This window comes from Streptomyces sp. NBC_01171 (assembly GCF_045039805.1).
In the GTDB taxonomy this organism is placed as follows: Bacteria; Actinomycetota; Actinomycetes; order Streptomycetales; family Streptomycetaceae; genus Streptomyces.
The window spans coordinates 3,350,769-3,363,846 of the sequence record NZ_CP108609.1 but is presented as its reverse complement, the minus strand read 5'-3'; the positions used below and the strand labels follow the sequence as shown (position 1 = coordinate 3,363,846).

Annotated in this window: 10 protein-coding genes; 7 read left to right on the top strand and 3 right to left on the bottom strand. The window is 70.4% G+C overall.

Annotated features, from left to right (window positions below; genetic code table 11):
* Window positions 1-233 precede the first annotated feature (233 nt).
* The 7 genes from OG448_RS15530 to trxA all read left to right on the top strand — a co-directional run bounded on the left by OG448_RS15530 (window position 234) and on the right by trxA (window position 9,921).
* Window positions 234-2,606: a DUF6049 family protein gene (locus OG448_RS15530; RefSeq protein WP_405554407.1), complete on the top strand. Its 2,373-nt coding sequence runs from the start codon at window positions 234-236 to the stop codon at window positions 2,604-2,606.
* 46 nt (window positions 2,607-2,652) lie between these two features.
* Window positions 2,653-4,950 carry a murein biosynthesis integral membrane protein MurJ gene (gene murJ, locus OG448_RS15525; RefSeq protein WP_405554405.1) on the top strand — a complete coding sequence of 766 codons (2,298 nt, stop codon included), beginning with the start codon at window positions 2,653-2,655 and terminating at the stop codon, window positions 4,948-4,950.
* A gap of 118 nt (window positions 4,951-5,068) precedes the next feature.
* Window positions 5,069-6,763: a protein kinase family protein gene (locus OG448_RS15520; protein WP_405554403.1), complete on the top strand. Its 1,695-nt coding sequence runs from the start codon at window positions 5,069-5,071 to the stop codon at window positions 6,761-6,763.
* Between the two features lie 26 nt (window positions 6,764-6,789).
* Window positions 6,790-7,518, top strand: coding sequence for an RNA polymerase sigma factor SigM (sigM, locus tag OG448_RS15515; RefSeq protein WP_405554401.1), 729 nt, complete (start codon window positions 6,790-6,792; stop codon window positions 7,516-7,518).
* On the top strand, window positions 7,515-8,402 hold the full coding sequence (locus tag OG448_RS15510) for an anti-sigma factor family protein (RefSeq protein ID WP_405554399.1): 888 nt from the start codon (window positions 7,515-7,517) through the stop codon (window positions 8,400-8,402). The genes sigM and OG448_RS15510 overlap by 4 nt, the downstream gene beginning before the upstream one ends.
* Before the next feature lie 171 nt (window positions 8,403-8,573).
* Window positions 8,574-9,545, top strand: coding sequence for a thioredoxin-disulfide reductase (trxB, locus tag OG448_RS15505; RefSeq protein WP_391297176.1), 972 nt, complete (start codon window positions 8,574-8,576; stop codon window positions 9,543-9,545).
* Window positions 9,546-9,588: 43 nt separating this feature from the next.
* Entirely contained in the window at window positions 9,589-9,921 is a 333-nt protein-coding gene (gene trxA, locus OG448_RS15500) for a thioredoxin (RefSeq protein ID WP_030806038.1), read from the top strand.
* An 89-nt stretch (window positions 9,922-10,010) separates the two neighbouring features.
* Here the strand turns inward: trxA and OG448_RS15495 are convergent, their stop codons facing one another.
* The 3 genes from OG448_RS15495 to OG448_RS15485 form a co-directional block, all read right to left on the bottom strand.
* Window positions 10,011-10,628 (bottom strand): GNAT family N-acetyltransferase, encoded by a 618-nt coding sequence (locus OG448_RS15495; RefSeq protein WP_366566723.1) that lies wholly within the window; start codon window positions 10,626-10,628, stop codon window positions 10,011-10,013.
* 161 nt (window positions 10,629-10,789) lie between these two features.
* Complete coding sequence (locus OG448_RS15490; protein ID WP_405554396.1) at window positions 10,790-11,884, bottom strand: ParB/RepB/Spo0J family partition protein; 1,095 nt, start codon at window positions 11,882-11,884, stop codon at window positions 10,790-10,792.
* On the bottom strand, window positions 11,881-12,954 hold the full coding sequence (locus OG448_RS15485; RefSeq protein WP_086691993.1) for a ParA family protein: 1,074 nt from the start codon (window positions 12,952-12,954) through the stop codon (window positions 11,881-11,883). The genes OG448_RS15490 and OG448_RS15485 overlap by 4 nt, the downstream gene beginning before the upstream one ends.
* Window positions 12,955-13,078: the final 124 nt, after the last annotated feature.

Here is a 13,078-nt window from a genome sequence, read left to right as displayed (position 1 = left end):
CCCGGGACCGCACCCGTTTGACCCGCGCGGAGGCTCTCGGCCATACCCCCACAAGGGCTCCCCTAGGGGCGGACACCGGCTCTCCGCTCCTTAATGGATATAGAGGACAGGCGGCCGGTTCGTGGCGATCTTGGGGAACGGTCCGTGGCACTTCACCTCTGCGGTCATCGTTACCATGCGGGGACGCACATTCCGACGACCACTGATGACGACGACGAGGGACGGGCTAGCGCGTGGCCGACGCGGCTGAAATCCAGGGGCCCAGTGCCTCTCCTGCCCGCCGCCGACTGCGGCGCGCCGGAGCGCTGCTGGCGGGCGCACCGCTGCTGGCCGGGCTGCTCCAGTTGACCGCGGCCGAACCCGCGCAAGCGGCGCCGGCGGACTCGGTGTCCGTGGCGTTGGACTCAATGACGCCCAGCGCGCCCACCGAGGACGACACCTTGACCGTGTCCGGCACGGTGATCAACAACGGCAGGCAGACCGTGACCGGCGCCCACGTCGGGCTGCGGGTGGGACCTCTGCTGAACACCCGCTCCGCGGTCGACGGCATCGCCCAGCACCCGAACGATCTCCGCGGCGGCACCGGAAACGAGGTCGGCGGCAAGTACACGGAGAAGTTCAGCAAGCTGGTCCCGGGCGTCGCCGAACACTTCAGCATCTCCGTCCCGGTGGACGAGCTGGACCTCGGCAAGGACGGCGTCTACTCGTTCGGGGTCTCCGTGTCCGGCAAGACATCGGCGCGGCCCTGGGACCAGATGCTCGGCATCGAGCGGACCTTCCTGCCCTGGCAGTCGTCCGAGGCCGACACCAAGAGCCGGACGACGGTCATGTGGCCGCTGCTCTCCTCCGTCCACATGACGGCCCGCACGGGCGCCGGAGAGCGACAGACCCCCGTCTTCCAGGACGACGAGCTGGCCAAGGAGATCGCCCCCGGCGGCCGCCTGGCGCAGATGATGGACCTGGGCCGCGATCTCGACGTCACCTGGGTGATCGACCCGGACCTGCTGGCCGCGGTGGACGCCATGGCGAACGGTTACCGGGTCCAGCAGCCCGACGGCACCAGCAAGGCCGGCTCGCGCGAGAACCAGGACGTCGCCAAGCAGTGGCTGGCCGGTCTCCAGAAGGCCGTGGCGGGCAAGGAGGTCGTCGCGCTGCCCTTCGCCGACCCGGACCTCGCCTCGCTCGCCCACACCGGCACCAGCGTCACCGGCTCGCTCAGCCATCTCAAGGACGCCACCGACGTCGCCGCCCTCACGGTGAAGACCGTGCTCCACGTCACGCCGACCACCGACTTCGCGTGGCCGGTGGAAGGTGCCGTCGACCCCTCGATCATCAAGGTGGCCACCTCCGCCGGCGCCGACCGGGTGATCGCCCGCAGCGACAGCCTCCGCGAGTCCGCCGGGCTGTCCTACACGCCGTCCGCCGCCCGCCCCATCGGCGGCGGCACCACGGCGGTGGTCGCGGACGCGCGGATGTCCACGGCCTTCGAGGGCGACCTCACCAAGGCGGACACCTCCACGCTCGCGGTGCAGCAGTTCCTCGCACAGAGCCTCGAGGCGAATGTGCAGAAGGACGAGCAGCGCAGCATCGTGGTCGCCCCCCAGCGCACACCGACCGCCAGCCAGGCGCAGGCGATGGCCACGGCCGTGAAGGCGCTCCAGGACGGCAACTGGTCGCAGCCCGCGACCCTCACCGCCGCCGCCAAGGCCAAGCCCGACCCGGACGCCACCACACGCATCCCCTCCACGTCGGCCTACCCCTCGTCGCTGCGCAAGCAGGAACTGCCGAGGAGCGCCTTCGAGCAGATCGCGGACACGCAGGACAAACTCGACAACTTCCAGGTGATCCTCACCGACCAGTCCCGTGTGGTCACGCCGTTCGGCCGGGCCATAAACCGCGGGATGTCCACGTCGTGGCGGGGTCAGGCCGCCAAGGCGGACGGCTTCCGCGCGGATGTTCTGAGCTACCTCGACAACCTCGGCGGCCAGGTCAAGCTGATCGACAAGTCGGAGACCAAGCTCTCCGGGCGCAGTGCCACCATCCCGGTGACCGTGCAGAACAACCTGGTCCAGCCCGTCGGCCATCTCTACCTGCGGCTCAGCTCGACCCAGCCGACCCGGCTGAAGATCAGCGGCAAGGCGTACGACGAGCAGCCCGTCGAGGTCTCCGGCGGCCACAGCCAGTCGGTGAAGTTCACCACCTCGGCCAACGCCAACGGCCGGGCCACGGTCCTCGCCCAGCTCTACACCGAGGACGGCCAGGAGTACGGCGACCCCGTCAGCTTCGACGTGAAGGTCACCGAGGTCACGCCCACCGTCATGCTGGTGATCGGCGGCGGGGTGCTGCTGCTTGTCCTCGCGGGCTTCCGGATGTACACCCAGCGCAAGCGCGCGGCCGCCCGCCAGGCCGAGGACGAGGGCCCGGACGAGGCGGAGACGGACTCCGGCGACGACTCCGGGAACCCGGACGACGCCAGGGACCGTCTTCCCGAGGAGTCCGGTTCCCCCGCGGGGGCAGCCGGGCCGGACCAGCCGGGTGACCCTGCACCGGACACCGCACCGGAAAGCGCCGACCCGTCCGGCACGGGTGAGAGAGTGGACCGTTGAGCGACGCCGCGGCCCGTGTGGCCAGGGACGATGAGGTGGGGTAACCATGAACGCGCCGTACGACGGTGACCGCGGCCAGGACGCCGCCGACTCGGGCCACGGTCCCGAGACCCCGCCCGAGCCCGGCCAGGAGCCGTCGCAGCCCGCGGCGGACATGTACCTCCAGGACGCCTACGACCAGGACCCCTACCGGGCGCGGGACCTCTCCGCCCAGGACCCGGTCGCCGAGGCGCTCTACGACCGCGCCGCGCACCCGCCGCCCCCACCGGGCAGCTACGAGCCGCGCCGGCCGCTCTACGCCCCGCCGTCGCAGTCCTCCTACTCCCCCGACCCGCGTGTGTGGGCCCAGACCCCGGCGCCCGAGCCGGAGGGCGACGCCACCCAGCATCTGCCGTACGGCGACCACCCGCGCACGACCCAGTTCGTGGGCGTGGACGACCTGGTCTCGCACTCCGGCGAGGAGTACCACGAGCCGGACGCCTTCGCGCACCTCCTGCGGGACCAGCAGCACAGCGGGGCCACCGGCTCCGCCCGCACGGGCCAGGGCGCCGGTGCCTCGTACCCGCCGCCCCACATCCAGAGCCCCGCGCACCACGGCGGCGGAAACCCGTACCAGGCAGCCTCCGGGAACCCCATGCAGCCACCCGTACCCGCCCCGGCCGGCCCCTCCGGTCCCGTGGAGACCCCGGCCCCGCCGGCTCCGGCCCCAACGAAGGGGCGCGCCTCCGGACTGCTCGGCTCCAGCGCCGTCATGGCCGCGGGCACGATGGTGTCGCGCCTCACCGGCTTCGTCCGCTCCGCGATGATCGTCGCAGCGCTGGGCACCGGCATCCTCGGCGACTCCTTCCAGATCGCCTACCAGTTGCCCACGATGATCTACATCCTGACCGTCGGCGGCGGCCTCAACTCGGTCTTCGTGCCCCAGCTCGTCCGGTCGATGAAGGAGGACGAGGACGGCGGCGAAGCCTTCGCCAACCGGCTGCTGACCCTCGTCATGGTCGCGCTCGCCGCGCTGACCGCACTGACCATGCTCGGCGCGCCATACCTGGTGCGGGTGCTGTCGGACCCGATCGCCTCCGAGCCGGCGGCCAACCAGGTGGCGGTCACCTTCACCCGCTACTTCCTGCCCTCGATCTTCTTCATGGGCATCCACGTGGTGATGGGTCAGGTCCTCAACGCGCGCGGCAAGTTCGGCGCGATGATGTGGACCCCGGTCCTGAACAACATCGTCATCATCGTCACGCTCGGCATGTTCCTGTGGGTCTACGGCTCCGCGGCCGACTCCCACATGACCGTCCACAACATCCCGTCGGAGGGCCAGCGCCTCCTCGGCATCGGCATCCTGCTCGGTCTCGCCGTGCAGGCCCTGGCGATGATCCCGTACCTGCGCGAGACCGGCTTCCGTATCCGGCCCCGGTTCGACTGGCGGGGCCACGGCCTTGGCAAGGCCGCGATGCTCGCCAAGTGGACCGTGCTGTTCGTGCTCGCCAACCAGGCGGGCGCCATGGTCGTCACCCAGCTCTCCACCGCCGCCGGCAAGGCCTCCAGGATCGACGGCACCGGCTTCGCCGCCTACGCCAACGCCCAGCTCATCTGGGGACTGCCGCAGGCCATCATCACCGTGTCCCTCATGGCCGCGCTGCTGCCGCGTCTGTCGCGCTCGGCCGCCGAGGGCGACGGCGGCGCCGTCCGCGACGACATCTCGCAGGGCCTGCGCACCACGGCGGTGGCCATCGTGCCCATCGCCTTCGGCTTCGTCTCGCTCGGCATCCCCATGTGCACGCTGATCTTCGGCTCCTCCGGCACCGGCTCGGCCACCAACATGGGCTTCATGCTGATGGCCTTCGGTCTCGGCCTGATCCCGTACTCGGTGCAGTACGTCGTCCTGCGCGCCTTCTACGCGTACGAGGACACCCGGACCCCCTTCTACAACACGGTCATCGTGGCGGCGGTCAACGCGGGCGCCTCCGCGCTCTGCTACTTCCTGCTGCCGTCCCGCTGGGCGGTGGCGGGCATGGCGGCCGTGTACGGCCTCTCCTACGCCATCGGCGTCGGTGTCGCCTGGCGCCGGCTGCGCAAGCGGCTGGGCGGCGACCTGGACGGCTCCCGGGTGCTGCGGACGTACGCCCGCCTGGCGATCGCCTCGGTCCCGGCGGCGCTGCTCAGCGGCGCGGCCTGCTACGGCATCGGGCACTCCCTCGGACAGGGCGTCTTCGGCTCTCTGGTGGCCCTTGTGGCAGGTGGGGCGGTACTGCTCGGAGTCTTCTTCGTGGCCGCGCGCCGCATGCGGATCGACGAGCTCAACTCGCTCGTCGGCATGGTGCGCGGGCGTCTGGGGCGCTGAGGCGGGGGTAGTCGCACAACCATCGTCCCCCTCTGCGTGTCGTGCATAGCGGCGGACTGTGGGCACAATTGGTTTCGGCGTCGGACAGCGTGCAACGGATGGGGAGGCAGGGACGACGGTGGCGGAACGCAGCACGGCTGCCGTCGACGTGGCAGACAACAGCGGTGACGAGCCGCTGACCGCCAAGGCGGATCAGGCCACGGCCGACGGGGTGGCCAAGAACCCGGAGCGGGACACGGACATCGACCAGACGCAGGGGAGAGGCGGCGCCGAGGACTCCGGCAGGGCGTCCTCGACCACCGAGTTGCACAGCGGTCACAAACTGGCCAGGCGCTACCGCCTGGAGGAGTGCGTCACCCGTCTGGACGGATTCAGCAGTTGGCGTGCGGTCGACGAGAAACTGCGCCGGGCCGTCGGAGTGCACATCCTGCCCGCCGACCACGTACGCGCCCGTGCCGTGCTGGCCGCGGCCCGTTCGGCGGCGTTGCTCGGTGACCCGCGCTTCGTCCAGGTCCTCGACGCGGTCGAGGAGAACGACCTCGTCTACGTGGTCCACGAGTGGCTGCCCGACGCCACCGAGCTGACCGCTCTGCTCGCGGCCGGCCCGCTGGAGCCGCACGACGCCTACCAGATGGTCAGTCAGGTCGCGGCCGCCATGGCCGCCGCCCACCGTGAGGGCCTCTCCCATCTGCGGCTCAACCCGAACGCGGTGCTGCGCACGTCCTCCGGACAGTGGCGCATCCGCGGCCTCGCCGTGAACGCCGCGCTGCGCGGCGTCGGCTCCGACACCCCACAGCGCACCGACACCGAGGCGATCGGCGCCCTGCTGTACGCGGCGCTGACGCAGCGCTGGCCCTACGAGAGCGACGCGTACGGCCTGGCCGGCCTGCCCAAGGACATCGGCCTCATCGCGCCGGACCAGGTGCGCGCCGGAATCCACCGGGGGCTGTCGGAACTGGCGATGCGCGCGCTCGTCAACGACGGTGCCACCGCCTCTCGGCACGAGGCCGCGTGCACCACGCCGGAGGAGCTGGTCAAGGCGATCGGCGAGATGCCGCGCGTGCGGCCGCCGGAGCCCGCGTTCAGCGGCCCGCCGGAGTACCAGCGCACGACCTACCAGCAGGGCACCTACGGCCGTCCCTCGGCGCACTCGGGCATCACCCAGTCCGTCGTACCCCCGCCGGCCCCGCTCCAGAGCCGCACCGGCAAGGCGTTGAAGTGGGCGGTCTCCGCCCTCCTCATCGCAGCGCTCGGCCTCGGAAGCTGGCAGCTCGCGGACGCCCTGATGGACCGCGGCAAGAACTCCGACGACACCAACACCACGCAGACGCAGGACGAGGGTGACAAGGGCCGGCAGCAGGTGATCAGCAAGCCGGTCACCATCGGAGGCGCACGGGACTTCGACCCGCTCGGTGACAACTCCGAGAAGCCGGCCACCGTCGGAAGCGTCTACGACGGCGACCCGACCTCCTACTGGCAGACGGACTACTACCTGAGCTCCGACTTCGGCCGCCTGAAGTCCGGCGTCGGCGTCATCCTGGATCTGAAGAAGGTTCAGTCCGTCAGCAAGGTGACGGTCGGCTTCCTCGGGCAGACGTCGGTCGAGCTGCGCGCCGCGGGCTCGGACGCCGCGTCGGAGCCGACGAGCCTGTCCGCCTACGAGAAGGTGGCCTCCGGCTCGGGCACGACGGTGGATCTCAAGCCCGGCAAGCCCCTCCAGACCCGGTACCTCTTGGTGTGGCTGACCCACCTGCCGCCGGACGGTCAAGGCCACTGGCGGGGCAGGGTCACTGACGTCAAGATCACCGGCTGACGTCTCATCCACACCGGAGGGGGACGATGGCAGGCGGTACGCGGTACGGCGAGGTGCGGGACGAGGATCTGCTCGCCCGTCATGTGCAGGGTGACCCCGATGCCTTCGGTGAGATCGTGCGGAGGCACCGGGACCGGCTGTGGGCGGTCGCGCTGCGGACGCTGGGGGACCGGGAGGAGGCCGCCGACGCGGTGCAGGACGCGCTGGTGTCGGCATACCGGGCCGCGCACACCTTCCGGGGGCAGTCAGCCGTCACGACCTGGCTGCACCGGATCACGGTGAACGCCTGCCTGGACCGCATCCGCAAGGCCGCCTCACGGAAGACCGCCCCCGTCGACGACCCCGAGCGCCTGGAACAGCTCCTGGAGCCGCACGAGTCGGCCTCCGCCCCGGCCGAGCGCAACGACCTCCACCGCCAGCTCCTGGAGGCCCTCGGCACCCTTCCCGCCGAACAGCGGGCGGCGCTGGTCCTGGTGGACATGCAGGGCTATCCCGTAGCCGAGGCCGCCCGGGTCCTGGACGTGCCCACCGGGACGGTGAAGAGCCGTTGCGCACGGGGCCGGGCCAGGCTCCTCCCCCTGCTGACCCACCTGCGGCCGGGCGCCGCCGGCGACGGGGGAAAAGAACCCGTGGCGGGACGGAACCGGGTGCACGGGGCATCCGTCCCACCTCCGACAGGATCTGCGGGCGAGGGAACCGAAGACTCCGGGCCGAATGGTTCAGCCGTCGTGAAGGGCGGAGGTGGGCGAGCATGACGTCCTCGACGGACACGACCGGGCACCCGGACGTCGCCGAGATCTCCGACCTGGCCGAGGGCCTCCTCCCGCCGTCCCGTAGCGCGGAGCTGCGGCGCCATCTGGAGGGCTGTGAGGCGTGCGCGGAGGTCCATGCGGCGCTGGCGGAGATCCAGGGCTTGCTGGGCGGCGTCCCGGAGGTCCCCCCGATGCCCTCGGACATCGCAGACCGGATCGACGCCGCCCTCGCTGCCGAGGCAGCGGGGCGGACCGAGCAGGCGGACCCCGAAAGCCCCGGCCGTCATGTTTCACGTGAAACACCGACCCCACCGGACCGTCCCGCCAGGCTCTCCCGCGCCACCACCGGCCCCGGCCGGAAGGAGCGCTCCCGAAGCCGTCGCCGGACAGCCGCGCTGGGCGCCGTGCTCACCGCCGCCGTCCTCGGGGCCGGCTCTCTGCTCATGCAGTCCCTCGGGACCAACGCGTCCGACAAGGCGGCGCAGAGCACGGCCGCGTCCGCCGTCGGCACCTTCTCCGGGGCGAGTGTGAAGAGCCAGGTGTCGGACCTGCTCACTGCCAGGGAGGGGCTGCAGCGAGGCAGCCAGCGCCCACAGCAGGACACGGAGACGGACCTGGCGCCCTCGGGGCCTACGCAGAGCGCGAACACACTGATCCAGACCGAGGTTCCGGTGCCCGACTGCGTCCGGCGAGCGCTGCATTCCGGTGAAACGGTTCTGGGGGCGAAGAGCGGCACCTACGCCGACAAGAGCGCCTACCTCGTCGTAGTGCCCGACAAGGCCGACAGCAAGCGGGTCACCGCCTATGTGGTCGACGCCTCCTGTACGTCCAAGCGGACGGCGGACGCCGGCAGGGTGCTCCTGAAGCAGACGCTCGTCCGTTCTTGAAACGGCGCGGGCGTCGTCTCCGCCCGCCTCTCCGCGCACGTACCGTGTGAGCCGTCGCGTGGCCGGACATCAGGGGAATGTGCGCCCCTTAGGATCGGTTGGGTGGTGTGAGAGTCCCGGCAGGGGCTCCCACCGGTCGGCCGACACAGACCAGAGACGAGGAACCAAGCCGTGAGCGACGTCCGTAATGTGATCATCATCGGCTCCGGGCCCGCGGGCTACACGGCGGCGCTGTACACCGCGCGTGCGTCCCTGAAGCCCCTGGTGTTCGAGGGTGCCGTCACCGCCGGTGGCGCGCTGATGAACACCACCGAGGTGGAGAACTTTCCGGGCTTCCCCAACGGCATCATGGGTCCCGAGCTGATGGACAACATGCGGGCGCAGGCCGAGCGCTTCGGCGCCGAGCTGCTGCCGGACGACATCGTCGCCGTCGACCTCACCGGCGACGTGAAGACCGTCACCGACACCGCGGGCACGGTCCACCGGGCGAAGGCCGTCATCGTCGCCACCGGCTCCCAGCACCGCAAGCTCGCGCTGCCCAACGAGGACGCGCTGTCCGGCCGTGGCGTCTCGTGGTGCGCCACCTGTGACGGCTTCTTCTTCCGGGACCAGGACATCGCCGTGATCGGCGGCGGCGACACCGCGATGGAGGAGGCGACCTTCCTCTCCCGGTTCGCCAAGTCCGTGACGATCATCCACCGCCGGGACACCCTGCGCGCCTCCAAGGCGATGCAGGAGCGTGCCTTCAACGACCCGAAGATCAAGTTCGCCTGGGACAGCGAGGTCGTCGAGATCCTGGGCGAGCAGAAGCTCACCGGGCTGAAGCTGCGCAACCTCAAGACCGGCGAGCTGTCCGACCTGCCCGTGACGGGTCTGTTCATCGCCATCGGCCACGACCCGCGCACCGAGCTGTTCAAGGGCCAGCTCGACCTGGACGCGGAGGGCTACCTCAAGGTCGAGGCGCCCTCCACCCGGACCAACCTGTCCGGCGTCTTCGCCGCGGGTGACGTGGTCGACCACACCTACCGCCAGGCGATCACCGCGGCCGGCACCGGCTGTGCCTCGGCCCTGGACGCCGAGCGCTACCTCGCGTCCCTGCTGGACGAGGGCGGCCACGCCGAGCCCGAGAAGACCGCCGTCTGACTTACCCCCTTCCCCCACCGAATGATCAAGTGAGGAGCCCGCTGTGGCCGGCACCGTGAAGAAAACGACTGACGACTCCTTCGACGAGGACGTCCTCAAGAGCGACAAGCCCGTCCTGGTGGACTTCTGGGCCGAGTGGTGCGGCCCGTGCCGCCAGATCGCTCCGTCCCTGGAGGCCATCGCCGCCGAGCACGGCGACAAGATCCAGATCGTCAAGCTCAACATCGACGAGAACCCGGCCACGGCCGCCAAGTACGGCGTCATGTCCATCCCGACGCTGAACGTGTACCAGGGCGGCGAGGTCGTCAAGACGATCGTCGGCGCCAAGCCCAAGGCGGCGCTCGTCCGCGACCTGGACGACTTCATCACCGGCTGACGTTTCACGTGAAACAAGGCTCACGAAGGGGCCGGCCCACTGGGGCCGGCCCCTTCGTCATGTCCCTGGTCCGGAGTCCGCGCGGACCCTCACAGCGGCCGCAGCGCGGGCTCCTTGTGCACCGCGCCCAGCAGCCGGTCGAGGGCCATCTCGACGTCTTCCTTCCAGGACAGCGTGGAGCGCAGTTCCAGACGGAGCCGGGGGTGCCGGGAGTGCTGGCGCACCGTCTTGAAGCCGACGGCGAGGAGATGGTCTGCCGGCAACAGGCAGGCGGGCTCTTTCCAACGGGTGTCGCCGAACGCCTCGATGGCCTTGAAGTTCCGGCGCAGCAGATCCTTGGCGACCGCCTGCACCAGCATCCGGCCCAGCCCCTGCCCCTGGTAGCCGGGCATGATGAACGACGTGATGAGCTGAACGGCGTCCGGCGAGACCGGGCTCGTGGGGAACGCCGTCGCACGCGGGACATAGGCCGCCGGAGCGTAGAGCACGAAGCCGACCGGCACGTCGTCGACATAGGCGACCCGGCCGCAGGAGCCCCAGTCCAGCAGGACGGCGGAGATCCAGGACTCCTTCTCCACCTCCGCGGTGCCCTCGCGTACGGCGGCTTCGGCGCTGACCGGGTCCAGTTCCCAGAACACGCAGGAGCGACACCGCTGGGGGAGGTCCTTAAGGTTGTCCAGCGTGAGCGGTACGAGCCGACGCCCCATGAAAGAGGTTCCTCGCTTCCTTCGCCGGGTCACATCCGCTCGCATCGTATCCACGATGCGATTGCCTAGATACCGGCGCAAAGCAAAGAGCGGGCCGTGTTCCGGTACACACCGGACACGGCCCGCCCATGCGGCCCTGCTCAGGACGCCCTGACGGAGGGCTACTCCTCGGAGTCGTCCTCTTGGAGCCCCTTCGGCAGGATCGGCCCCTCACCCGGCGCCAGCGTGCCGAGGATGCGCTCCAGATCGTCCACCGAGGCGAACTCGACGGTGATCTTGCCCTTCTTCTGACCGAGGTCGACCTTCACCCGCGTCTCGAACCGGTCGGAGAGCCGCGTCGCCAGATCGCTCAGCGCCGGGGAGACCAGGGCGCCGGCCCGGGGGCCCTTGGCACGCTGGGCCCGCTGGGGGCGCGAGCCCATCAGGGTCACGATCTCCTCGACGGCCCGCACCGACAGCCCCTCGGCCACGATGCGGTGCGCCAGCCGGTCCTGCTCCTCGGAGTCCTCCACGGACAGCAGCGCCCGCGCGTGACCGGCCGATAGCACGCCTGCGGCGACCCTCTTCTGCACGGTGGCCGATAGCTTCAGCAGCCGCAGGGTGTTGGAGATCTGCGGCCGGGAACGCCCGATCCGGTCGGCCAACTGGTCGTGCGTGCAGTTGAAGTCCTTGAGCAACTGGTCGTAGGCGTGCGCCTCTTCCAGCGGGTTCAACTGCGCGCGGTGCAGGTTCTCCAGCAGGGCGTCCAGCAGCAGCTTCTCGTCGTCCGTGGCACGGACGATCGCCGGGATGGACTCCAACTCCGCCTCACGGCTGGCGCGCAGACGGCGCTCACCCATGATCAGCTCATAGCGGTCGTCGCCCAGTTCCCGTACGACGACGGGCTGGAGCAGGCCGACCTCCTTGATGGAGATGACCAGTTCGTTCAGCGCGTCCTCGTCGAAGACCTCGCGCGGCTGGCGCGGGTTCGGCGTGATGGACTCGAGCGGCAGCTCGGCGAAGTAGGCACCGGCGGGCGGCGCGGGCCGCTCGTCGGCCGGGCTCGCCGGGGCCTCCTCCGGCTCCTGAGCCGCCGACGGCAGGGCGCCGCCCCGGCCGATGCCGGTGGGCCTGCGGTCGGACGACAGAGCCGGACCCGATGCCGAGGCGGTGGACGAACCGCCGCCCAGCACGGCCGAAGCCGGGATCTTCTCGGTCGGTGCTGCGGGGATCAGTGCGCCAAGTCCTCGGCCCAGCCCCCTTCGTCGATCACTCACTGCATCCCCTCCACCATGTTCGGGTCGTTCTGGGTGCCGAGGTGGGCCTGGGTCGGGTCATAGCTGACCCCCACGCCCCTCAGCGCGATCTCTCGGGCGGCCTCGAGGTAGGAGAGCGCACCGCTCGATCCTGGATCGTAGGTCAGCACCGTCTGGCCGTAGCTCGGCGCCTCGGAGATACGGACCGAGCGGGGAATGCTCGTCCGCAGCACCTCGTCGCCGAAGTGGGTGCGCACCTCTTCCGCGACCTGGGAGGCGAGGCGGGTCCGGCCGTCGTACATGGTGAGCAGGATCGTCGACACATGCAGGGACTGGTTGAGGTGGCCCCGCACCAGGTCGACGTTGCGCAGGAGTTGCCCCAGGCCCTCCAGCGCGTAGTACTCGCACTGGATCGGGATGAGGACTTCCTGGCCGGCCACGAGTGCGTTGACCGTCAACAGGCCCAGCGACGGCGGACAGTCGATGAGGATGTAGTCCAACGGCTGCTCGTACGCCTGGATGGCGCGCTCCAACCGGCTCTCGCGGGCCACCAGGGAGACCAGCTCGATCTCCGCGCCGGCGAGGTCGATCGTGGCGGGAGCGCAGAAGAGGCCCTCGACATCGGGAACGGGCTGGACGACCTCGGCCAGGGGCCGACTGTCCACCAGGACGTCGTAGATGGAGGGGACTTCCGCGTGATGGTCGATCCCCAGTGCCGTGGAGGCGTTCCCCTGCGGGTCGAGGTCGATCACCAGGACCCGGCCGCCGTGCAGCGCGAGGGAGGCGGCCAGATTGACGGTCGTCGTGGTCTTGCCGACGCCGCCCTTCTGGTTGGCGACCACGATGACTCTGGTCTGCTCCGGCCTCGGCATGCCTTCCGCGGCACGACCCAGGGCGTCGACCGCCACTTGGGCCGCACGGCCGATGGGAGTGTCGTCCATCGGAGGCGGTGTTTCACGTGAAACATCCGCCCCCCTCGATTCGGTACGGGGACCGGGGACCGGATCGGTCATCGGTCCCGCGATGTTGGCGTCGGACCGCAAGGATTCACTCTCCTCGACTACAGGCTCGCAATGAACAGAGCCTCCCATGCCCTCGGGGGCGTGAACCAGTGAGCCCTGTCCTTCTGTGGAGAAGTCCACCTCTGTGGACAACTTCGGAACCCCTCCGAGTGAACCAAGAGGCCGCCGGTCGAGGGGTTCTGCCGCAGCGCGA